19 protein-coding genes and 1 pseudogene are annotated in these 21535 nt (G+C 67.8%); 9 read left to right on the top strand and 11 right to left on the bottom strand.

What is annotated here, in order from left to right; genetic code table 11:
* The first annotated feature begins 22 nt into the window (after nt 1-22).
* The 3 genes from HBE64_RS00945 (at nt 23) to HBE64_RS00955 (ending at nt 3705) form a co-directional block, all read left to right on the top strand.
* Nucleotides 23-1321 carry an aminotransferase class I/II-fold pyridoxal phosphate-dependent enzyme gene (locus tag HBE64_RS00945; protein WP_167108429.1) on the top strand — a complete coding sequence of 433 codons (1299 nt, stop codon included), beginning with the start codon at nt 23-25 and terminating at the stop codon, nt 1319-1321.
* 9 nt (nt 1322-1330) lie between these two features.
* Nucleotides 1331-3211, top strand: a complete 1881-nt coding sequence (locus tag HBE64_RS00950) for a DNA polymerase III subunits gamma/tau (protein ID WP_167096914.1) — start codon at nt 1331-1333, stop codon at nt 3209-3211.
* A 134-nt stretch (nt 3212-3345) separates the two neighbouring features.
* The gene (locus HBE64_RS00955; protein WP_167096916.1) at nt 3346-3705 is read left to right on the top strand and encodes a heme-binding protein; all 360 of its coding nucleotides are present in this window, start codon (nt 3346-3348) and stop codon (nt 3703-3705) included.
* Between the two features lie 3 nt (nt 3706-3708).
* On the opposite strand, the gene HBE64_RS00960 is transcribed toward HBE64_RS00955, so the two are convergent.
* On the bottom strand, nt 3709-4167 hold the full coding sequence (locus tag HBE64_RS00960; protein ID WP_167096918.1) for an Lrp/AsnC family transcriptional regulator: 459 nt from the start codon (nt 4165-4167) through the stop codon (nt 3709-3711).
* 93 nt (nt 4168-4260) lie between these two features.
* Here HBE64_RS00960 and HBE64_RS00965 point away from each other — a divergent pair, with 93 nt between their 5' ends.
* Nucleotides 4261-4686, top strand: a complete 426-nt coding sequence (locus HBE64_RS00965) for a rhodanese-like domain-containing protein (RefSeq protein ID WP_167096920.1) — start codon at nt 4261-4263, stop codon at nt 4684-4686.
* On the opposite strand, the gene HBE64_RS00970 is transcribed toward HBE64_RS00965, so the two are convergent.
* A complete protein-coding gene (locus HBE64_RS00970) occupies nt 4683-5993 on the bottom strand; it encodes a class I SAM-dependent methyltransferase (RefSeq protein WP_167096923.1) in 1311 nt (436 codons plus the stop codon). The two genes, HBE64_RS00965 and HBE64_RS00970, sit on opposite strands and share 4 nt — an antisense overlap.
* Complete coding sequence (locus tag HBE64_RS00975; protein ID WP_167096925.1) at nt 5990-7399, bottom strand: FAD-binding oxidoreductase; 1410 nt, start codon at nt 7397-7399, stop codon at nt 5990-5992. Before HBE64_RS00975 ends, HBE64_RS00970 begins: the two co-directional genes overlap by 4 nt.
* 90 nt (nt 7400-7489) lie before the next feature.
* Between HBE64_RS00975 and HBE64_RS00980 the strand changes: the two genes are divergently transcribed.
* On the top strand, nt 7490-7930 hold the full coding sequence (locus tag HBE64_RS00980) for an SRPBCC family protein (protein ID WP_167096927.1): 441 nt from the start codon (nt 7490-7492) through the stop codon (nt 7928-7930).
* Here the strand turns inward: HBE64_RS00980 and HBE64_RS00985 are convergent.
* Nucleotides 7927-8685, bottom strand: coding sequence for an Rv3717 family N-acetylmuramoyl-L-alanine amidase (locus HBE64_RS00985; RefSeq protein ID WP_167108432.1), 759 nt, complete (start codon nt 8683-8685; stop codon nt 7927-7929). The genes HBE64_RS00980 and HBE64_RS00985 overlap by 4 nt on opposite strands.
* 173 nt (nt 8686-8858) lie before the next feature.
* Between HBE64_RS00985 and HBE64_RS00990 the strand changes: the two genes are divergently transcribed.
* From HBE64_RS00990 to HBE64_RS01000, 3 genes and pseudogenes are all read left to right on the top strand, one after another.
* Nucleotides 8859-9206 (top strand): YbaB/EbfC family nucleoid-associated protein, encoded by a 348-nt coding sequence (locus HBE64_RS00990; RefSeq protein ID WP_167108435.1) that lies wholly within the window; start codon nt 8859-8861, stop codon nt 9204-9206.
* A gap of 9 nt (nt 9207-9215) precedes the next feature.
* Complete coding sequence (gene recR / locus HBE64_RS00995; protein ID WP_167096929.1) at nt 9216-9827, top strand: recombination mediator RecR; 612 nt, start codon at nt 9216-9218, stop codon at nt 9825-9827.
* A 112-nt stretch (nt 9828-9939) separates the two neighbouring features.
* A pseudogene (locus HBE64_RS01000) lies at nt 9940-10421 on the top strand (hypothetical protein).
* A 22-nt stretch (nt 10422-10443) separates the two neighbouring features.
* On the opposite strand, the gene HBE64_RS01005 reads toward HBE64_RS01000, so the two are convergent.
* Nucleotides 10444-11157 carry a type 1 glutamine amidotransferase gene (locus HBE64_RS01005; protein ID WP_167096931.1) on the bottom strand — a complete coding sequence of 238 codons (714 nt, stop codon included), beginning with the start codon at nt 11155-11157 and terminating at the stop codon, nt 10444-10446.
* On the bottom strand, nt 11154-12413 hold the full coding sequence (locus HBE64_RS01010; RefSeq protein ID WP_167108438.1) for a Mur ligase family protein: 1260 nt from the start codon (nt 12411-12413) through the stop codon (nt 11154-11156). Before HBE64_RS01010 ends, HBE64_RS01005 begins: the two co-directional genes overlap by 4 nt.
* Before the next feature lie 103 nt (nt 12414-12516).
* Here HBE64_RS01010 and HBE64_RS01015 point away from each other — a divergent pair, with 103 nt between their 5' ends.
* The gene (locus HBE64_RS01015; RefSeq protein WP_167096933.1) at nt 12517-13503 is read left to right on the top strand and encodes a DEDDh family exonuclease; all 987 of its coding nucleotides are present in this window, start codon (nt 12517-12519) and stop codon (nt 13501-13503) included.
* A 5-nt stretch (nt 13504-13508) separates the two neighbouring features.
* Here the strand turns inward: HBE64_RS01015 and HBE64_RS01020 are convergent, their stop codons facing one another.
* The 5 genes from HBE64_RS01020 to leuA all read right to left on the bottom strand — a co-directional run bounded on the left by HBE64_RS01020 (nt 13509) and on the right by leuA (nt 21346).
* Nucleotides 13509-16865 (bottom strand): ATP-binding protein, encoded by a 3357-nt coding sequence (locus HBE64_RS01020; protein ID WP_167096935.1) that lies wholly within the window; start codon nt 16863-16865, stop codon nt 13509-13511.
* Nucleotides 16858-17547: a DUF4194 domain-containing protein gene (locus HBE64_RS01025; protein WP_167096937.1), complete on the bottom strand. Its 690-nt coding sequence runs from the start codon at nt 17545-17547 to the stop codon at nt 16858-16860. The genes HBE64_RS01020 and HBE64_RS01025 overlap by 8 nt, the downstream gene beginning before the upstream one ends.
* A complete protein-coding gene (locus HBE64_RS01030; RefSeq protein WP_167096939.1) occupies nt 17544-19001 on the bottom strand; it encodes a DUF3375 domain-containing protein in 1458 nt (485 codons plus the stop codon). Before HBE64_RS01030 ends, HBE64_RS01025 begins: the two co-directional genes overlap by 4 nt.
* Nucleotides 19002-19121: 120 nt before the next feature.
* Nucleotides 19122-19508 carry an SHOCT domain-containing protein gene (locus HBE64_RS01035; protein WP_167096951.1) on the bottom strand — a complete coding sequence of 129 codons (387 nt, stop codon included), beginning with the start codon at nt 19506-19508 and terminating at the stop codon, nt 19122-19124.
* 32 nt (nt 19509-19540) lie between these two features.
* A complete protein-coding gene (gene leuA / locus HBE64_RS01040; RefSeq protein WP_371744154.1) occupies nt 19541-21346 on the bottom strand; it encodes a 2-isopropylmalate synthase in 1806 nt (601 codons plus the stop codon).
* Nucleotides 21347-21535: the final 189 nt, after the last annotated feature.

Genomic DNA, 21535 nt, shown 5'->3' on the forward strand with positions numbered 1-21535 from the left:
GTTGACGTTCGAAAGGCGCATGGTGTCGTTCCACTCCCTGAGCCGCGACGAACTGGCTGCCCAACACGAAATCCAGAGGCAGAACTATGCCGATCTGCAGGCCAAGAAGCTGGCCCTGGACCTCACCCGCGGCAAGCCGTCCAGCGCGCAGTTGGACCTGTCCAACGCCCTACTGAGCCTTCCCGGCGCCGACGACTACCGCGACGACGAGGGCACCGACACCCGCAACTACGGCGGCCTGCACGGGCTGCCCGCGCTGCGGGCCATCTTCGGCGAGCTGCTGAGCGTCCCGGTGCCCAACCTCATCGCCGGCAACAACGCCAGCCTCGAGATGATGCACGACGCCGTGGTCTTCTCCTTGCTGCACGGCGGCGTCGATTCGCCGCGGCCGTGGATCGAGGAGCCGGCGGTCAAGTTCCTGTGCCCGTCGCCGGGTTACGACCGTCACTTCGCGATCACCGAGACCTACGGCATCGAGATGATCAACGTCCCCATGCTGGAGGACGGTCCCGACGTCGACCTCATCGAGGAACTCGTCGCGGCCGACCCGGCCATCAAGGGCATGTGGTGCGTGCCGGTGTTCTCCAACCCCACCGGCGCCACTTACTCGTGGGAGTCGGCTCGTCGCCTTGTCCAAATGCAAACCGCGGCACCGGATTTCCGGCTGTTCTGGGACAACGCCTACGCGGTGCACACCTTGACGCTGGACTTCCCGCGTCAGGTGGACATCCTGGGCCTTGCCGAGAAGGCCGGCCACCCGAACCGGCCGTTCGTGTTCGCCTCGACGTCGAAGATCACGTTCGCAGGTGCGGGGGTGAGCTTCTTCGGCGGCTCGCTGGGCAATATTGCCTGGTACCTGCAGCACGCGGGGAAGAAGTCGATCGGCCCGGACAAGGTCAACCAACTGAGGCACCTGCGGTTCTTCAAGGACGCCGACGGGGTGCGCCTGCAGATGCTGCGTCACCAGCAGCTGATCGCCCCCAAGTTCGAGCTGGCGCTGGACATCCTCGACAAGCGGCTCTCGGACTCCAAGATCGCATCGTGGACCGACCCCAAGGGCGGTTACTTCATCAGCCTCGACGTGCTGCCCGGAACGGCCAAGCGCACGGTGGCACTGGCCAAGGATGCCGGCATCGCCGTCACCGAGGCGGGTGCGTCGTTCCCGTATCGAAAAGACCCGGACGACAAGAACATTCGCATCGCGCCGACGTTCCCTCCCACGTCTGATCTGACCGATGCGATCGACGGTCTGGCGACCTGTGCGCTGCTGGCCGGCACCGAGGCGCTGCTGCGGTCGGACTCTGTCACCGACGGTCGGTAGCCTTCACCCGTGGCGCTCTACCGCAAGTACCGGCCGGCAACCTTCGCCGAGGTCGTTGGGCAGGAGCACGTCACCGAGCCGCTGTCGACCGCATTGTCGGCAGGCCGGATCAACCACGCCTATCTGTTCTCCGGCCCGCGAGGGTGTGGAAAGACCTCGTCGGCGCGCATCCTGGCCCGGTCCCTGAACTGCGAGCAGGGGCCCACACCCACCCCGTGCGGGGTATGCGACTCCTGCGTGGCCCTGGCCCCTAACGGGCCGGGCAACCTGGACGTCACCGAACTCGACGCCGCCAGCCACGGCGGTGTGGACGACACCCGCGAACTGCGTGACCGGGCGTTCTACGCACCCGCCCAGTCGCGCTACCGCATCTTCATCATCGACGAAGCGCACATGGTCACCACCGCGGGATTCAACGCGCTGCTCAAGATCGTCGAGGAGCCGCCCGAGCACCTGATCTTCGTGTTCGCCACCACCGAGCCGGAGAAGGTGCTGCCGACCATCCGCTCGCGTACCCACCACTATCCGTTCCGGCTGCTGGCGCCGCGCACCATGCGGTCGCTGATCGAGCGCATCCTGGCCTCCGAGGACGTCGAGGTCGACGACGCCGTCTTCCCGCTCGTGATCCGGGCCGGTGGCGGCTCGCCACGCGACACCCTCTCGGTCCTCGACCAGCTGCTGGCCGGGGCCCAGGACAACCGGGTGCACTACCAGCGGGCGCTGGGGCTGCTCGGTGCCACCGACGTCGCGCTGATCGACGACGCGGTGGACGCTCTGTCGGCCGGTGACGCGGCCGCCCTGTTCGGTGCGGTCGAGTCGGTGATCGACGCCGGCCACGACCCGCGCCGATTCGCCGTCGACCTCCTCGAGCGGTTCCGCGATTTGATTGTGCTGCAAGCGGTTCCGGATGCCGCCAGCCGTGGTGTGGTGGACGCCCCCGATGACGTCCTGGAGCGGATGCGGGACCAGGCAGAGCGGGTCGGCCCGGCCACGCTGGCCCGCTACGCCGAGGTCGTCCATGCCGGGCTGGGGGAGATGCGTGGCGCGACGGCGCCGCGGCTGCTGCTGGAGGTGGTGTGCGCCCGGCTGCTGTTGCCGTCGGCCAGCGACACCGAGTCAGCGCTGCTGCAGCGCATCGAGCGCATCGAAACCCGGTTGGACATCTCGATTCCGGCGGGCGAAGCAGCCATGGGTGCGGCGGCGGCCCCGCCCGCCAAGCAATACGTGCGCAAGACGCAGGCACCTGCCGTCGAGGCGGCACCCGCCGCCGCACCATCGGCCCCTCAGCCGACCCCGGTCGCCAAGCCGGAGCCGGTGGTCCGGCCCGAGCCCGTCGCCGAGCCCGAACCTGTTGCCGCACCGGAACCCGTGGCCCCGCCGGAACCCGTCATCGAACCGGTGTCCCGGCCCGAGCCTGTTGCCCCGGCTGCGGCAGCCGGTGAGCCCGGGGCGGCGGCGGTCCGCAGCATGTGGTCGACGGTGCGCGAGAAGGTCCGTCAGCGCAGCCGCACCACCGAGGTGATGCTGGCCGGTGCGGTGGTCCGTGCCGTCGAGGGCGACACCCTGGTCCTGGCCCACGAATCGGCGCCGCTGGCAAAGCGGTTGGCCGAGCAGCGCAATGCCGATGTCATCCGCGACGCGCTCAAAGACGCCCTCGGGGTCGACTGGCGAATCCGCTGCGAGGTCGGTGCGGGCCAGCCCGTCGCCGCCGCCGCCGAACCACTGCCGCCCGAGCCGGCACCCGATCCGGTCGAGGCGCAACGCGCCGAAGAAGACAGCATGATCGCCGAGGTCGGCCGCGACGAGGACGCCGCACCGCGTCGCGACCCCGAAGAGGTGGCTCTGGAACTGCTGCAGACCGAGTTGGGCGCCCGCCGCATCGACGGCTGACAACGCGAATTCGCTGTGTGGTCGCTGAGATCGGCCATCCCCGGCGTGCGGAACGCCCCGATGCCCCCTACTGTCGACCACACATGCGGTCCGCCCCCGGGCCGCGCCCGGAGGCAGAACGGAACGAATCGGCGATGCCCACGACTCTTCTGACCCGGCGGCTCACGGCCGCGGCGTTCGGTGCGTTCACGCTGGCGCTGGTGGGTGTAGCGCCGGCCGCCTCCGCCGACCCGCCACCGAACTGCACTGCCGCCGACCTCGAAGGTGTGCGCACCGGTGTGCAGTTCGCGACCTCGGCGTACCTGTTCACCCATCCCGACGTGAACGCCTTCTTCAGCAGCCTCGGCGGGCTGCCGCGCGCCCAGGTGCTGGCCAAGGTGAAGGCTTATATGGCCGCCAACCCCGATGTGAAGGCCGATATCGCTGGGATTCGACAACCGTTGCTGGACATCAAGACTCGCTGCGGAGATTCGGGCGCACCCGGCCCGTTCTGACGCTCACGCCGGCGCGATCCGTCGCCTGGGCAGGGGACTCGAGTACACCACGCTGGTCGTGATGCTGCCCAGCGCGGCGAGCTTTCCGGTGATGCGCTCGAGGTCGGTCATCGACCTCGCCAACACCTTCATGATGAAGCAGTCGTTGCCCGTGACGTGATGGGCCTCAACGACTTCCGGCACCACCTCGAGCAGGTCGTGAACGGGCTTGTAGTTGCCCGACGGGAAGGCCAGCCGCACGAAAGCGGTGATGGGGTAGCCCAGCGCGGCGGCATCCACGGTCGCGGTGTAGCCGGTGATGATCCCGGCGTCCACCAACCGCCGAACGCGGTCGGCAGCCGAACTGGGTGACAGCGCGACCGTCCGGGCCAGATCGGCCATGCTGACGCGGCCGTCCGACTGCAACGTGTCGAGGATCAGCGCGTCGGTGCGATCAAGTGCGGCCCGTCGATCGTTCGGCATGAGGCGAATAATGCCACCGATTCCACGGACGTTCTCCCTGATTTGCGTTGATCAGCCCTTCCTCCGCCGTGCGAGCCGTTGTTCGATTAGAGGATGCCAGTGACTGCTCGCGAGTTCTTCGCCGCGAAGCTCGCCTTCGAAACCGACCCCGCGGACCTGGTCGCGGCCCGTCAGGCCGGGCAGTCGCCGGTTGTCGTCGACACCCGGTCGACGACCGGGTGGGGGCAGGGTCGCATCCCCGATGCGCTGCACATCCCGGGTGGCGAGCTGCGGCAGCGGGCCGACGCCGAACTGCCGGATCGCGACGCCGACATCGTCGTCTACTGCTGGGGGCCGGGCTGCAACGGCTCGACCCGCGCGGCGCTGCTGCTCACCGAACTGGGCTACACCCGCGTCCGTGAGCTGATCGGCGGGTTCGAGTACTGGGCCCGCGAAGGCCTGGCGATCGAGACGGCGGCGGGCCGCACCCGCCGGCCGGTGGACGGCCTCACCGCACCCGTGCCTGAGGCGTCAGCCTAGGCGTTCCACCACGGCCGCAGCGGCAGGCCCCCGTCGCCGCCGTTGTGGTCCAGCTTGACGGCCAGAACCTGGTGCAGCTGAACCACATTGGTCTCGAAACCCAGCCGCGACCCGGCCATGTACAGGCCCCACACCTTGGCGGTGGGCAGCCCGACCTCGTCGACCGCATCGTCCCAGTGCTCCACGAGGTTGCGGCACCAGTCCCGAAGGGTCAGCGCATAGTGCTGACGAAGGTTCTCTTCATGGATGACCTCGAGGCCGACGTTCTGCACCGCGGTGATGATGCGGCCCGAACCGGTGAGCTCCCCGTCGGGGAAGACGTAGCGGTCGATGAACCCACCAGCACTGGGACCGGTCCTGTTGTCGTGGCGGGTGATGCAGTGGTTCAGCAGCAACCCGCCGGTGCGCAGCTTGGACTTCAGGAAGCCGAAGTAGGACGGGTAGTTGGCCACCCCGATGTGTTCGGTGAGCCCGATCGAGGACACCGCGTCGAACCCGCTCTCCAGCACGTCGCGGTAGTCCATGTGGCGCACCTCGGCCAAGTCGGCCAGGCCCTCGTCGGCGATCGCCTTCTGCGCCCACGCCGCCTGCTCCCGCGAGAGCGTCACGCCGATGGCCTTCACCCCGTTGCGCGCGGCGTGGCGGACCATGCTGCCCCAGCCACAGCCCACGTCGAGCAGCCGGTCACCGGCCTTGAGGTTGAGCTTCTCGAACACCAGGCGGTACTTGTTGTCCTGCGCCTCTTCCAGCGTCGCCTCGGGGTTCGGGTAGCACGCGCAGGTGTAGGTCATCGACGGCCCCAGCACCCACTCGTAGAAGGCGTTGGACACGTCGTAGTGGTGGTGGATGGCCTCGGCGTCGCGTTTCTTGCTGTGCCGCAAGCCTTCTGCGATCCGTCGCCAGCGCGGCAACGCCTCCTGCGGGGGCGGTGCGATCGGTTTGAGGCGCTCGATCCCGAGGGACCGGACGATGTCGACCAGCACGCGGGCCGGCGGGCGCTTGAAGTCCATCGACTGGCCGAGGGCCTTGAGCAACTCGTACGGGTCACCGGGGTGCACGCCCTGCACACCCAGGTCGCCGGCGACATAGGCGCGGGCCAGGCCGAGATCGCCCGGTGCGGTGGCCAGGTACGTGGTGCCGCGCGGCGTCAGCAGTTCCAGGCCCAGCTGGGCGTCCTCGGGGCCGGCGCTACTGCCGTCGTATGCGCTGAACTTGAGCGGCAGTTCCCCACCGGCGGTGAAGGATTCGAGGATCTCGGCCAGGCTGAGCCGGCCTGGCGCTTCGGTCGGGTCGTTGAAGGTCGTCATTGTCGTTGCACCGCCTTTGCGTACAGGTCCAGCAGCCGCGAATCGGGGTCGTAGATCTTCTTCACGGTCCTGTAGGTTTCTCCGCCGTAGAGCTCGTCAAACTCCTCCCGGCTGTAAAAAGAGTCTGAGTACAGCGACTTGTGCCCGTTCAGGTCACTGATTTTTCGCTCGATGAGTCGATTGGTGTGGCCTCTGCTGATCCCCGGGTCGCTGCGCTCCTGCCCGCCGGGGCCGGGGCCGACCGGCACCGATGACCAGAACCCGACATTGACATAGGTGTGGTGGGCGCGCAGTGGGTACAGCGGCCAGCCGCCCTGATCGCGCAGCCGCAACGGGCACAGCCAGATCGGTTCGATGGGGACGTTGTCGAGGAACCAGGACACGAACTCCTCGACGCCCTCGATCGGTACCTCCACGTCCTGCACCACTCGTTCGCGAGGTGGCCGGCCGTGCCGCGCCTCGATCCGGTCGGCGATGTTGAACTTCTGGTCGTAGGCGATCAGCTTCCAGTAGACACTGCTGCGCCGGTGGCGCCGTGGCCACAGCCGGCGGATGGTCGGGTTCTGTGCGCCGAAAGCCCTTGAGCACCAGAACCAGTCGGTGTCCCAGCGCCACAGATAGTCGTGGATCGTCAACCGGTCGTCCTTGATCCCGGCGGCGTGCTGGATCGACCGGTAGTAGATGTCGGCGCCGGTGTAGTCGCTGACCGGGCCAGGGGTGGCGGTCTGGGTGCCTAGGCACAGATAGCTCTCGTCGGCGCTGAACACAACGCCGTCGAGGTAGTCCACCGGCTGCCCGTTGTATCCGCCGGTGTCGACGATGCGGTCCATCTCTGCGACAAGCTCGGCCAACGTGTTGAACCGGATGTGCTGGAGGCTGACGAACGGTTTGACCGTCTCGAGCTCGATCCGCAGTCGAACGGAATAGCCCAGCGTCCCATAGGAATTCGGGAAAGCGCGGAACAGGTCGGGGTGGTGTTCGGGAGTCGCGGTAAGCACCTCGCCCGAACCGGTGAGGATGTCCATCTCCAGCACCGACTCGTGCGGCAGGCCGTTGCGGAACGAGGCCGACTCGATGCCCAGGCCCGTCACCGCACCACCGAGGGTGATGGTCTTGAGCTGGGGGACGACCAACGGGGTCAGCCCGTAGGGCAGTGTCGCCGCGACGAGATCCTCATAGGTGCACATACCGGCCACGTCGGCCGTCTTGGTGTCCGGGTCGACGCTGAGGACGCCGGTCAGCCCGGAGGTGTCCAGGCCCGGTGCGTCGCGTTTGGCGCGGGCCCGGAACAGGTTCGACGTCGGCTTAGCCAGCCGCACCGAGGCAGTGGCAGGGATAGCGCGGTAGCTGGCAAGGAGTCGGTCAACTCCCCGCCGGTAAGTGGTCAGTGCTGCGTCAACAGCCACACGACTACGCTAGTCGCCAGCCCCAGCCGATGCGACCGCACGGCTGTTCGGCACACCGGTACATCACCGCCACACGAGGAGTTTTTCCTGATGGGACAGGTCAGCGCGGACAGCACCATTCTGATCGACGCCGAACCCGCCACTGTGCTCGACGCGATCGCGGACTACCAGGGCGTGCGTCCGAAGATCCTCTCGCCGCAGTACAGCGATTACCAGGTTCTGCAGGGCGGCCAGGGGCAGGGCACCGTAGCCAAGTGGAAGTTGCAGGCCACCAAGTCGCGGGTGCGGGAGGTACAGGCCAATGTCGATGTCGCCGGCCACACCGTCATCGAGAAGGACGCCAACTCTTCGATGGTGACCAACTGGACCGTCGCCCCGGCCGGGCCGGGCTCCAGCGTCACGGTCAAGACCACCTGGACCGGGGCCGGCGGGGTCAAGGGCTTCTTCGAGAAGACGTTCGCGCCGCTGGGCCTGCGCCGCATTCAGGGCGAGGTGCTGGCCAACCTGAAGAAGGCCGTCGAGAACCCCTAGCTGGTTCTGGGCGGCTGGGTGGCCAGGAACGCCGCGATGCCCTGGACGACGGCGGCCGCGTACTTCTCGCGGCCGTCAGCGCTTTCCATCAACGCCGAGTCCACCGGATTCTTCATGTTGCCGAGTTCGACGAGCACCGCCGGATACTGCGCCAGATTGAGCCCGGCGAGGTCAGCGCGGCCGTAGAGGCCGTCGGACCCGATGTAGGTGGCCGGCGGGATGCCCGAGGCGGCCAGGGTGTCGCGCATGACGCGGGCGAGCTGTACCGAAGGCCCGGCCTGAGCCTGATTCAGCGGTGGACTGGAGTAGTTGACGTGAAAGCCGCGGCCGGTGGCCGGGCCGCCGTCGGCGTGGATCGACACGATCGCGTTGGGGGCGAACGAGTTGGCCATCGCGGCGCGCTCGTCGACGCACGCCGCGACCTGGTCGTCATTGCCGCGCGACATCGCGGTGCGCACCCCGAGCTGGGTCAGGCCCTGCCGGATCAGCAGCACGGTGTCCCAGTTGAAGGTGTGCTCGGGGAAGCCATCGTCGGTGGCTGTCCCGCTGGTCTGACAATCCTTGGTGCCGCCGCGGCCGGTGGGAACCTGCTTGGTCATCGAGGCGTCGTTGGCGCCGTTGTGGCCCGGGTCGAGGAACACGATCATTCCGGCGATGTTCGCGGGCGCGGCCTGGGTGACCGGGGTCGCCAGCGGGTAGGCCGCGATCAGCAAGCTGGCGCAGACTGCGGTGGCGACACGCCTGGGAACGGACATAAGCACGCGCGTCACCGTAACTCTTCGGCGTCTAGGCTTGAAGTCGGTAAGCGCCGTAATCCCCAGGCGCAACCAAGTCGAGACCAATACGCAAGGAGACTGTCATGCAGCCCGGAGAAGTGCCCGACCTCGAGGGCTTGCGTGAACGCGCCGAGCAGGTGCGCGATCAGCTGATGCCGGGCCTGCAGGCTGCGTTGGCCCAGGCGCAGGAGTTGCAGCAGAAGCTGATGGAAGCCCAGGAGAAGCTGGCCGCCGCGGAGGTGCACGGGCAGGCCGGTGGCGGGCTGGTGCAGGTGACCATGAAGGGCAGCGGGCAGGTGGTCGGGGTTCGCATCGATCCCAAGGTCGTCGACCCCAATGACGTCGAGACGCTTCAGGACCTGGTGGTCGGTGCCATCGCCGACGCGTCGCGGCAGTTCACGATCCTGGCGCAGACCCACCTGGGGCCGCTGGCGAACCAGACTCCGCCCGGTCTTCCGGGCGTCGGCGGGCTCGGCACACCCGGGCTTCCGCAGGTCTGACGCTGCCTCATGTTTGAAGGCCCCGTCCAGGATCTGATCGACGAGCTCGGCAAGCTGCCGGGTATCGGGCCCAAGAGTGCCCAGCGGATCGCGTTTCACCTGCTGTCGGTGGAGCCGCCCGACATCGACCGGCTGACCGCGGTGCTGGCCCGGGTTCGCGACGGTGTGCAGTTCTGCGAGGTGTGCGGCAACGTCTCCGACGCCGAGCGCTGCCGGATCTGCAGCGACGCCCGCCGCGACGGCACACAGGTGTGTGTGGTCGAGGAACCCAAGGACGTGCAGGCCGTCGAGCGCACGCGCGAATTCCGTGGGCGCTACCACGTGCTGGGCGGCGCGCTGGATCCGCTGTCGGGCGTGGGTCCGGATCAGCTGCGAATTCGTCAGCTGCTCAACAGGATTGGTGAACGAGTCGACGGCGTGGACATCACCGAGGTGATCATCGCCACCGACCCAAACACCGAAGGTGAAGCCACCGCAACGTATTTGGTGCGCATCCTGCGCGACATCCCGGGGTTGACGGTCTCGCGGATCGCCTCGGGTCTGCCGATGGGCGGTGACCTGGAGTTCGCCGACGAGCTGACCCTGGGCCGCGCCCTGTCCGGCCGCCGCCAGATGGTCTAGGTACGCCGCCTCTTCCGCGCCGAGATTGAACTCACGCAGAGGTCTACTCGCACTTCCTCTGCGTGAGTTCAATCTCGCGGAGATGTCAGTGGGTGTTCTCATGCTGGTCGGCATGAATCAGGTGTTCATCGGGACTGAGGCGATCGCCAGCGGCAAGCTCACGCGGTACGAGCTGCAAAGGTTCCACACCAGACTTCTGCCCGACGTCTACCTGCCGCGCGGCCTGGTGCCGACGCTGCGGGGCCGCACTGTCGCGGCGTGGCTGTGGTCCAAGCGGCGGGCGGTGATCGCCGGTGGCAAGCACCTCCCGAGGTCGAACGCGGTTGCCGCTGCGGCTGCACTTCATGGTGGTGGGAGGAGTTCATGGTTGCGGCGGAATACGACGGTGACCAGCACCGGACCGACCGAGGCCGCTACGTCTGGGATCAGAGGCGGTCCCGTCTCGTTGCCGAACTGGGCTGGGAGGCAGTACGGGTGATCAACGAAGACAACCCGATCGACGTCGTCAGTCGCGTTCACGATGCGCTGATGTCGCGGGGTTGGCGCCCCGAGATTGACGTGACGCAGAGGTCCACTCGCAGATTGTCTGCGTGAGTTCAATCTCGGGGAAAGAGGTTCACATGCGGCGGGGGGCTGCTAGGCGTTCGCGACGCAAGTCGTCTACCTCGGGCAGCTGTAGCGGCTCCAGCGGGCCGACCACCCTGGACAGCAGCAGGTCGGCCAACTCCGGATTGCGGGCCAGGCAGGGCCCGTGCAGATACGTCGCCACCACGCTGCCCTGCACCGCGCCGTCGTACCCGTCCCCGTCGCGGTTGCCGGCACCCTTGACGACCGCGGCCAGGGGGCGGGCATCCGGGCCTAAAACCGTTCCGCCGCGGTGGTTTTCGAAGCCGGTCAACGGCTGAAACAAGCCCTCGATCACCGGGTTGGACACCACCTCGCCGATCGTGCGCGCCGGCTGCGGCGACGTGGTCACATCCAGCAGGCCGACCCCCTCGACCCGTTCACCGGCCGAGGTCTCATACCAGTGACCCAGCACCTGGATAGCCGCGCAGATCGCCAGCACCGGCGCGCCGCGCGACACCGCCCGCTGCAAACCCTGATGTGTCAGAAGATGTTTGGTGGCCAACCGCTGCGCGTAGTCCTCGGCGCCGCCCAGGGTGTAGAGATCCAGCGAGTCGGGCACCGGATCGGCCAGCGTAATTTCGACGATCTCGGCGGCAATACCGCGCAGTCGCAGCCGCTGTCGCAACACCACCGCGTTGCCGCCGTCGCCGTAGGTGCCCATCACATCGGGCAGCACCAGCCCGATCTGCACGACATCACTCATCGCATTCGCCCCAACGTCCGGGACAACTGCAAGAACGCCGTGTAGTTGGCCACCACCTCGACGTGCCCCTCCGGACACGACGTGATCGCGTCAATAGTGTTGTGCACCAAGGTGTGCGGCACCGAGGCATACCCCAGCCGCACCGCCAGATCGGTGCCGCGCTCACCGGCGGCCACCACCGGCACGGCTGATCCCGATGCTCTTTGCGCGAGACGCTCATCGCCGAAGTGCTCGAAGTTGACGTCCCACAACCACGACAGGTCCTCCCCGTCGGGCACCTGACCGTTGACCGCGATCACCACGCCCGCCGCGGTGGTGTCCACCATCGACAGCGCCTCCTGCCAGCCAGCCGGGTTCTTGGCCAACAGGATTCGCGCGGTGTGCTCACCGATCGGCACGGTCTGGTACCGCCCGGCGACCTCATCGACCGTCGACACCGCGGCCACCGCGGCGGCCGGATCGGCGCCGAGCGCGACCGCGGCCGCGACCGCCTGCGTGGCATTGCCCCGATTGACCCGGCCGGGCAGCGACAGCCGCATCGGCAACTCGAGCCCGGAAGGCCCGTAGACGTTCACGTCGTCGAACCACCACTGCGGGCTCGGGCGTTTGAAATCCGTTCCGGTGGAATACCAGTGCGACCCGTCGCGCACGATCACCTCGCCGCTGCGCGGGCAGCTCACCGAGTCGTTGGCCCACCCGGCGCCCGCGGCCACCCACACGACGTTCGGGCAGTCGTAGGCCGCCGACGTCATCAGCACGTCGTCACAGTTGGCCACCACCAACGCATCGGGGTGACGGGCCAGCCCCGCACGCAGCGTGCGCTCGATGTGGTTGATCTCCCCGACGCGGTCCAACTGGTCGCGCGAGAGGTTCAGCAGCACGATCACCTCCGGATGCACGGCATCGGAGACGTGCGGCACGTGCATCTCGTCGACTTCGAGTGCGGCCAGTGGCGATTCCGGTGCGCCCGCCAGCGCCGCGATCAACCCGGCGTCCATGTTCGCGCCCTCGGCATTGGTCGCGACCGCACCCAGCGTGCCCAGCGCCGCGGCCGTCATCCGGGTGGTCGTCGACTTGCCGTTGGTACCGGTGATGACGACAGAGCGCCGCCCCACCCCGAGCTGGTCGAGGATCGACTTGTCCAGCGTCATCGCGACCAGGCCGCCGATCATGGCGCCGGCCCCGCGGCCGGTGACCCTGGACGCCCAGCGCGCGGCGGCGCCGGCGGCGAGCGCGGTGCGCCCCCGGATCGTCATCGTCGGCCTGGGCATCGGACGCAGTTTATGCGGCGCAGAGGTGTGCGGCCCGACACGGTTCGATGTACCGGGCGCTGTCGGGGGTGCGTGCCATTCTGACTGTGTGAGCCACACCTGGGGCAGACCAGCCTCCGAGCCGGGGGACGGGTGGGTCGTCGTCGACGTCGAGACCACCGGCTTTCGCCCTGGTCATGCCAGGGTGATCAGCCTCGCCGCCCTCGCGCTGGACCCTGAGGGCAGGGTCGAACATTCGGTGGTCAGCCTGCTCAACCCCGGTGTCGACCCCGGCCCTACCCACATCCACGGCCTGACCGCGGACATGCTCGAGGACCAGCCCACCTTCGGCGATATCGCCGGCGACGTCGTCGACCTGCTGCACGGGCGCACCCTGGTGGCCCACAACGTGGCCTTCGACTACGCGTTCTTGACCACCGAGGCCGAGATGGCCGAGACCGTGCTGCCGATCGACACCGTCATGTGCACCGTCGAGCTGGCTCGCCGCCTCGACCTGGGCCTGGAGAACCTGCGGCTGGAGACCCTGGCCCGGCACTGGGATGTCGCCCAGACCCGCGCCCACGACGCGTTCGACGATGCGCTGGTGCTCTCCCGGGTGCTCACCCCGGCGCTGCAGCGTGCCCGCGACAACGGTGTCTGGCTGCCGGTGCGTCCGGCCAATCGCAGGCGCTGGCCGAACGGCCGCATCACCCATGAGGAATTGCGCCCGCTGAAGATGCTGGCCTCGCGGATGCCGTGCCCGTACCTCAACCCCGGCCGCTACGACGGCCGACGGTTGGTGCAGGGCATGCGGGTGGCGTTGTCGGCCGAGGTCAACCGCACTCACGAAGAACTCGTCGAGCGCATCCTGCATGCCGGCCTGGCCTACACCGACGCGGTCGACCCCGAGACGTCACTGGTGATCTGCAACGAGCCGCGGCCCGAGCAGGGCAAGGGCTACCAGGCGCGCGAGCTGGGCGTCCCGACCGTCTCCGACCGCCAGTTCATGGACTCGGTGGCATCGGTGGCCAACGGCACCGGAGTCGACGAGTTCGAGGCCTCGGTCGACCAGGGCCAGCAGTTCGCCCTGTTCTGAGCCGGTCAGACCTCGACGGGAACCTTGGCCGTCGGCGCACTCATCTGCTTGCGCAGCGTGGAGAACTCCGAGATCGTCTTGGTCGCCACCGTGGCCACCGGCCGGGCATTTCGGCCGTTGGCGTCGGTCTTGGACACCATCACCACACTGTCGATGTAGGGCTGGATCGTCGTGGCGTTCTGCACGGTGGCCACGATGATGAGTTGGAACCCGAACTTGCGGAAGGCCTGCAGCGCCTGCTGGGCGAACTGCGGGTCGGATTTCGAGAACGCCTCGTCGAGCATCAACTGCGCGAAGATCGGCCGGTTGTCCACACTGTCGGGGCTGGCCAGGTTGAAGCTCAGCGCGCCCGCCAGGCAGAACGCCATCAGCTTCTCCTGCTCACCGCCGGAGTTGTCGCCGGCGTTGCTGTGCGTGCGGATCAGCTCGTCGCTGTGCACGTCCCACTCGGCGCAGTCGAAGGTGAACCGGTTGCGCACGTCGAGTGCGTCACGCGTCCAGGCCCGGTCCTCAGGGGTGCTGGAGGCGAACCGGTTCCGCAGTCGGATGATGTCGGCGTACTGGTCCAGGATCGCCTGGTTGTCACCGAGGCCCACCTCGGCGATGCGGCCCGAGATGGCCTTGACGATCTCGGTCAGCTCCGACACCGCGGCCAGCTGCCGCGGGGTGGCCCGCAGCGTCAGCCGGGTGCCGCGGTTGAACTCCACCGAACCCAAACCGGTGTTGACCCTGGTGATCTGATCGCTGATACGGCGGGCCGCCTGCTCGGCCACCCGGTGCAAGGTGAGGATCGCGTCGGGTGCCTGCTCGGTGACCAGACGCATCATCCGCTCGTAGGCCTCGGGTAGTTCACGCTCGTCGATGTGCTTGCACAGCGCGACGTAGTCGTGCACCCGCTCGTCGAACACGTCGCTGTCGTTGGGGATCGCATCAGGGAACGCGGTGTCGAACGTGTTGAGAATGCGGGCCAGTTCGTCATAGGAGCGACGCCTGCTTTCCCTAAGCTGCTCGCGCTCGCGGCGGATCGCGGTGAACAGCGCCTCGCGGTGCGGCTCGGGATCGAGCAGCTCCAGTACCACCGGCAGATCCGCCGAGTAGCGGTCGAGCAGCTCCGTCAACGGCTCGCTCACGAACGCCGGTGTCAGCCGTTCCTGCAACTCCAGCAGCCGGGTCCGCCGCACGTCGAGGTCGTCGCGCCGGGTCTGGATGGCGCCGCGGCGGGTCATCAGGGTCTGGATCTCGGTCCAGCACTCCTCGGCCCGCGCCGACAGGGCCTCGATGTTCGGATGGTCGGCCAGCAGGATTTCGAACTGCTCGCGCAGGCGGTCGGCGTGCTTGTCGGCCGTCTCGGTGTCGATGTGGCTCCACTGCGGGAACTGTTCGCAGATCGCCTTGTAGGCCGCTGCGCGGTCGCGGCACTGCTGGCGTTCGGCTGCGATGTCGTCGGCGACCCGGCGGGCCTGCCGATAAGCCTCCTCGGCGCTGCTGAGATCGACTGTCAGCGCGTCGATCTTGGCCCCGACGTCACCCTGGTAGATGTACTCGGAGGGTCGCAGCGCGCGCCGGTCGTCCTTGATGGCCAGCCGTTCGGAGTCCTTGTAAAGCCCGGTGTCGGTGACGGCCCGCCGGAACCGGGGGAACACGTCAGGGGTGTCGACGCAGATGTGGTCACCGGCCGCGGCGACGATGTCGGCGGCTTCGGCAGCGCACGGGTGCGTGGGATCGACGACGAAAAGCTTGCCCGCCAACGTGTTCGGCTCCGCCTCGCGGCCACTGGCTGAGGCCCGGACATGGTGCAGCTGCAGCCGGCCCCGCATGTTGGTCTCGTTGACGAACCGCAGCACCGCGGCATAGTGCTGATCGGGTACCAGCAGCCGCAGCCCGACACCGCGCAACACCTTCTCGACGGCGATCCGCCAGCGGCTCTGCTCGGGCCGCAGGTCCATCAACTCGGCGATGTAGGGCAGCTCGCCGGGGTCGACACCGACTGCGGCGCAGATCTCTTCGCGCATCGTGATGGCCGACTCGGGCAGGGCCGAGCCGACGTGCTCGACGCGGCGCAGTTCCTTGGCGGCTTCGTCGCGGGCCAGCCGCGCGACCTTCTGGGCGTACTCGGCATCGGTGGAGGCCTCGCGGCCGCGGTCGAGCCGGGCCAGCAGTTCGGTGGCCTGCTTGGTCAGATCGTCGCGCAGGTTCCAGAAGTCGTCTGCGGTGTCGGGGACGTCGAGGTCATGCGCCTCGACCATCGCCTCGTAGGCCGCCCAGCGCCGGGACACCTCGTCGGCCTGGGCCTCGGCGGCGGCGACCTGTGACTGCAGCGGCCCGACCGTGGAGCTCGACCCGTTGATCTGTGCGTTGAGCGAATCCGATTCCGCCTTGGCAAGATTCAGGGTGCGGGTGACGTCCTCGTACTCGTTGCCGAGCTGGTCGATGGTGCTGTCGAGCGCCTCGATCTGCGCCGGGCACTGGGCCAGACGCACGTGATCGGTGTAGGCCCGCACCGTCGGCAGGTCGACGAGGTCGATGATGCCCAGATCCGAGGACTCCGAGGCGTAGCGCTGCTGGATGGCCTCGATGTCGCCGAGGATTTTGCGCTTGCGCTGCGCGACGGCCAGCAGCTCGCGGGCCTCGACGAGCGGGTCGATCTGCTTGAGCGCCTCAGGCAGGCGGGCCAGGCTCTCCGGTTCGTCGAGCATGAACTCGCGAACGAACTGTTCAAGTCCACCAACGCTTTTCAGCGACTTGGCCTTACCGAGCAGCTGCTGAGCGGCATCGGAGGCGCGGATGCCGATGGTGGCATACAGCTGGGCGAGGTACTGGGATTCGACCTTGGTGGAGAACCGCCAATTGTCGTCCTTGAAGACATTGCTGTCGAAACGGCCTGCGGCCCAACGGTTGCACACCTCTTCGATGTCGCGGTCGCCGTCGGCGAGCACGAACCGGCTCGAGGAGTCCGAGCGGGACTCGCCCACCAGCCACTTGAGCACCAGACCTGTGACGGCGCGGCCGGTGTTGCTGGCATAGGTCACCGCGACCGCTGACCAGGCCGTGCCCTCGCCGCGCAGGTACATCACCCGGCTGGTGCCGCCGTCGGTGCGCTCACCCCAGGCGCCGCGCACGTACTTGTCGACGGTGCGCCGCCCGGCATTGGACCCGGCGGCGGAATGGTCACCGGAGGCGTTGAAGTTGCGGCGGTTGAAAGGCAGGAACCCCAGCGAAATGGCGTCCAGCAGTGAGGATTTACCGCTTCCGGAGGCACCGGCGATCAGCGCCCCGCCTTCGGTGAACGCGATGTCGTGGTAGCCGTCGAACACACCCCAGTTGACGACCTGAAGGCGGGCCAGGTGGAACTGCTCAGGCATCGACGTCGACCTCTTCCTGCTCCTGCGGCGCGCCACCGCTGAGCAGCAGTTCGAACTGCTGCTGCAACTCGGTGATCACCGATGCCGTCATCACCGCGGTGATCACCGGACTGATGGTGTAGCTGTCCTCGTCGTCGCGGCTGCGCCGCAGGATCTCCAGCGACGCCAGCCGGGCGATCGCGCCGTCGATCCGGGCGGCGAAGGTGACGGTGTCGCGGTCGGTGTCGTTGAGCACCCCGGCGAACAGCCCGTGCATCTCGTCGCGTGAGATCAGCACGGTGTGGTCGCTGGCCGCACGCATCATCTGCGCCAGGTGCAGCGCCAGGATCGAATCGTAGGTGCCGAGCGGTTCGCGGCGCAAAAGCTTGACGCCCCTTGCTGATTCGTAGCGTGCCTGTTCGATGAACGCGACCTCGACGCCCTCGACGATGCGCAGCAGCAGGTCCAGTTCCGACAGCCGGATACTGAGCTGGTCGCGGTATTCGACCACCCAGCCGTAGAGCTCGCGGTCCGACTCGGCGCTGATGTAGCGGCGGGTCAGCAGGTGCTGCAACGCCCAGCAGGCTCGGTCGGGCAGCTCGCCGACATCGCCGTCGAAGCGCGGCCGGCGTTCCTGCGGCACCCGGGAGGTCTTGTTGACCTGGGGCAGCGACGAGAAGTCGATGGCAGGTTCGGTGGTCACTGCGCGGCTCCCTGCAGAGTGGAGATCGGTTCGGTGAACATCAGCAGCGGGACCTCGATCTCGCGGTCACGTCCGTCGAGGGACTGGAAGCGGACTGTCGTCGACGCGTCCGCGCCGTCGGTGCGCGGCTGTTTGAGCGCCCAGGACCACAGCACGATCACATGACCGAGGTACGCCGAGTCGAGCATGGACACGGCCTCGGGCAGCGACAGCGGCCCCCGCGCGACGGCGCTGTTGATCATCTCCGACATTCCCGGGGCGTCGACCTGGGTGGTCAGCGCGGCGAAGCTGGCCAGATCGACGGTGCTGTCGGCGGCTTGCGCAGGCTTGGGCGCCGACAGGTCGCTGATCCGGAAGCTCAGCGCCCCGACGGAGCTGATGGCGTGGCGGGCCAGCGGCAGCTCGAGGTCCAGGCGCGAATCGGTCAGCGACTCCTTGAGCAGCGTGCGCGCGGCGGCGATGGCGGTGTTGAGCTGACGGGCCACACCCCGGCTCTGCTCGAGGGTGCCGAACGCGGTGAATCGCTTGACCCGCTGGGCGCAGCGCTGCTGGATGCGTTCGACCTCGTCGATCTGCTGGCCGACGAGCTCGAAGAACCCGGTCATCACCTTGCGCAACGCCGGATCCAGCGACGGCAGTGCGTCGGCGACCGCGGCCACGTCGGCCTCGAACTCGGCGCGCTGGTCGGGGTCGTTGACCATCGCCAGGAACGCGCGGTGCGAGTCGCGGCCCTGGGAGTCCCACGCGGCCTGGTAGTCGGCGTACATCTGGCGCTGCCGGTCGCGGTATTCGAGATTGCTGTCGATCGGCTCGTCGAGGGCCGCGGTGGCCTGCTCGATCATCGTCCCGTACTGGCCGATGTCGGTGATCATCCGCTCCATCTGCAGCGCGATCGCGTGGGCTTCGTCATAGGAGTCGCCGACGTCGTCGTTCACCCGGCTCACGCCCTGGTCGAGCTGGTCGAGTTCGGCCTGCAATGCGGCGATCTGCGCCTGGATGCCGGCGCGAATCCGGTCCGGGTCGGTACCGACGCGGATGGCGACCTGCTTGAGCCGGGAGGCGATGCCGTTGATGGACCCGCCGGTGGCGATGGTGTCCTGGCGCCGGATGCCGCGCAGGAAGTCCAGCGCCCGGCGGGCTTCCTGGGTGAGGTAGCAGAGATTGCGCTCGTAGCCGCTGCGGGTGTCGGCGACCCGGTGCAGCCAGCCCTGGCTCGCCCACACCTTGATCAGGGCCAAGCCCGACAAACCCTCCGGCCGGTCGAGGTCGTCGAGGTCACGCTCGAGGGCGACCACCAGCTCGGTCTCCACCGCCACCCCGCTGCTCAGGTGCCGCTCCATCAGGGTGGCGTACATGCTCATGTTGAGCGCGGCGAGCAGCCGGATGGTGGGTGAGGCCTGGATGTCCCGGTTGGATTGTGCGAGCTCGGCGGTGGACAGCGTGGCGTCGTCCACCTAGGCCGTCTCCTTGGCTTCCTGATTAGTCATCGGACCGTCAAAGATAAGCGACGGCACCGACCCCGATCGCCCCGGCACGGCGTGTTGCCGAGGCCCGGCGTGTCCGGGCCGTCGGCCTTAGGCGAGGGCCTTGGCCTTGAGCGATTCGAACTCCGCCGCACTGATGGCACCCGAATCCAGGAGCTGCTTGGCGTGCTCGATCTCCTGAGCCGGAGAGCGTCCCGCGGCTTCGCGGATGTAGGCGTCGGTCTCGCTCTTGGCCTTCTGGGCGGCTTCCCGGGCCCGCTCCGTCATGCCCTGACCGCGCGCGATCAGGTAGATCAGCGCGGTGATCCACGGGAAGACGATCAGGAAGATCGTCCACACCGCCTTGACCCAGCCCGAGGTCGTGTGGTCCCGCCAGAACAGATCGGTGAGGATCTGGAACAGCACCAGCAGGTAGGCGATCCAGGCGAAGATGATCAAGAAATGCCAGAGAAAGTCCCAGGTGGAACCCCAGTCCATGGCGTACTCCCCTCGAAGTGTGCGCCGTAAGCCTAGCCCTGCCGGGCTGCCCGGTTCACGGCTGACACCACGGCGCGCAGCGACGCGGTCGTGATCGACGTGGCGATCCCGACACCCCACACGGTGCGGCCACCGACGGAGGCTTCGACGTAGGCCGCCGCGGCGGCCTCCTCACCGGCCGACATGGCGTGCTCGGAGTAGTCCAGGACGCTGACGTCGATGCCCTGGGTGCTCAGCGCGTCGACGAACGCGGCGAGCGGTCCGTTGCCTTCGCCGCGGATCTCGGTCTCGACGCCGTCGATCTTCACGGTGGCCTCGATGACGTCGATGCCGCCGTCGACCTCGGAGCCGATCACCTTCTGCTTGATGCGTTCCAGCGGCCGGATCGGCGCCAGGTACTCGTCGGCGAACGCGTCCCACATCTCCTTGGGTGACACCTCGCCGCCCTCACCGTCGGTGATCTGCTGGATCGCCTTGCTGAACTCGATCTGCAGCCGCCGCGGCAGCACCAGGCCGTGGTCGGCCTTCATGATGTAGGCCACGCCGCCCTTGCCGGACTGCGAATTCACCCGGATCACGGCTTCGTAGGTGCGCCCGACGTCCTTGGGGTCGATCGGCAGGTACGGCACCTGCCACAGGATGTCGTCGACGTCGGAGTCCGCCTCGTCGGCGGCGACCTTCATGGCGTCCAGGCCCTTGTTGATGGCGTCCTGGTGGCTGCCGGAGAACGCGGTGTAGACCAGGTCGCCGCCGTAGGGATGGCGCTCGTGGACACCCAGCTGGTTGCAGTACTCCACGGTGCGCCGGATCTCGTCGATGTTGGAGAAGTCGATCTGCGGATCCACCCCGCGGGAGAACAGGTTCAGACCCAGCGTCACCAGGCAGACGTTGCCGGTGCGCTCACCGTTGCCGAACAGGCAGCCCTCGATGCGGTCCGCCCCGGCCTGATAGCCCAATTCGGCTGCGGCAACAGCAGTTCCGCGGTCGTTGTGCGGGTGCAGGCTCAAGATGATGGAGTCGCGGCGGTTCAGGTTGCGACTCATCCACTCGATCGAGTCGGCGTAGACGTTCGGGGTGGCCATCTCGACGGTGGCGGGCAGGTTGACGATCAGCGGCCAGTCCGGGGTGGGCTCGATGATCTCGGAGACCGCGTCACACACCTCCTTGGCGTACGACAGCTCGGTGCCGGTGTAGGACTCCGGGGAGTACTCGTAGCGCCAGCGCGTGCCCGGGTGCTTGGCCGCCTCCTCCAGGCACTTGCGTGCGCCGTCGGTGGCGATCTTCTTGATCTCGTCGCGGTCGGCCCGGAACACCACGCGGCGCTGCAGGATCGACGTCGAGTTGTAGAAGTGCACGATGACGTTCGGTGCGCCGTCGCAGGCCTCGAAGGTCCGCTCGATCAGCTCGTCACGGCACTGGGTCAGCACCTGGATGGTGACGTCGTCGGGGATAGCGCCCTGTTCGATGATCTCGCGGACGAAGTCGAAATCGGTCTGGCTGGCCGACGGGAAGCCGACCTCGATCTCCTTGTAGCCCATCTTGACCAGCAGCTCGAACATGCGGCGCTTGCGGGCCGGGCTCATCGGATCGATCAGGGCCTGGTTGCCGTCACGCAGGTCGACCGCACACCACAGCGGGGCGCGGTCGATGACCTTGTCCGGCCAGGTGCGGTCGGGCAGGGCGACGGATTCGACTTCTTGGGCGAAGGGCCGGTAGCGGAACACCGGCATCGCGGTGTTGCGCTGGGTGTTGTACGCCGGCTGGCCGTCCTGGCGGGGTCCGGCTGGGGTCTTGATGGTCCGAGCTGATACGTAGGCATCCAGCGAATCGGACGAGATGTGGGTGGTCACGATTGGGCTCCGGGAGTTCTGGTTTGGATTTCAGACCGGCGCATCGCAAACACCCGCGACGGGAAGCCAGTCTGGATCAGACCCCGTCGCGGCGTCCGAGGAGGAGCACCCGCTGCACAAGGTCGTACTGTACTCCCGATGCGTCACCAGGCCAAAGCCCGGGTTTTCCGGCCGCCT

Source organism: Mycobacterium sp. DL592, assembly GCF_011694515.1.
In the GTDB taxonomy this organism is placed as follows: Bacteria; Actinomycetota; Actinomycetes; order Mycobacteriales; family Mycobacteriaceae; genus Mycobacterium.

Excerpts from the sequence above, each read along its gene's own strand:
- HBE64_RS00955 (WP_167096916.1), top strand. The coding sequence starts at position 3,346 with ATGCCCACGACTCTTCTGACCCGGCGGCTCACGGCCGCGGCGTTCGGT.
- HBE64_RS00960 (WP_167096918.1), bottom strand. The coding sequence starts at position 4,167 with ATGCCGAACGATCGACGGGCCGCACTTGATCGCACCGACGCGCTGATC.
- HBE64_RS00965 (WP_167096920.1), top strand. The coding sequence starts at position 4,261 with ATGCCAGTGACTGCTCGCGAGTTCTTCGCCGCGAAGCTCGCCTTCGAA.
- HBE64_RS00970 (WP_167096923.1), bottom strand. The coding sequence starts at position 5,993 with ATGACGACCTTCAACGACCCGACCGAAGCGCCAGGCCGGCTCAGCCTG.
- HBE64_RS00980 (WP_167096927.1), top strand. The coding sequence starts at position 7,490 with ATGGGACAGGTCAGCGCGGACAGCACCATTCTGATCGACGCCGAACCC.
- HBE64_RS00985 (WP_167108432.1), bottom strand. The coding sequence starts at position 8,685 with ATGTCCGTTCCCAGGCGTGTCGCCACCGCAGTCTGCGCCAGCTTGCTG.
- HBE64_RS00990 (WP_167108435.1), top strand. The coding sequence starts at position 8,859 with ATGCCGGGCCTGCAGGCTGCGTTGGCCCAGGCGCAGGAGTTGCAGCAG.
- recR (WP_167096929.1), top strand. The coding sequence starts at position 9,216 with ATGTTTGAAGGCCCCGTCCAGGATCTGATCGACGAGCTCGGCAAGCTG.
- HBE64_RS01005 (WP_167096931.1), bottom strand. The coding sequence starts at position 11,157 with ATGAGTGATGTCGTGCAGATCGGGCTGGTGCTGCCCGATGTGATGGGC.
- HBE64_RS01010 (WP_167108438.1), bottom strand. The coding sequence starts at position 12,413 with ATGACGATCCGGGGGCGCACCGCGCTCGCCGCCGGCGCCGCCGCGCGC.
- HBE64_RS01020 (WP_167096935.1), bottom strand. The coding sequence starts at position 16,865 with ATGCCTGAGCAGTTCCACCTGGCCCGCCTTCAGGTCGTCAACTGGGGT.
- HBE64_RS01035 (WP_167096951.1), bottom strand. The coding sequence starts at position 19,508 with ATGGACTGGGGTTCCACCTGGGACTTTCTCTGGCATTTCTTGATCATC.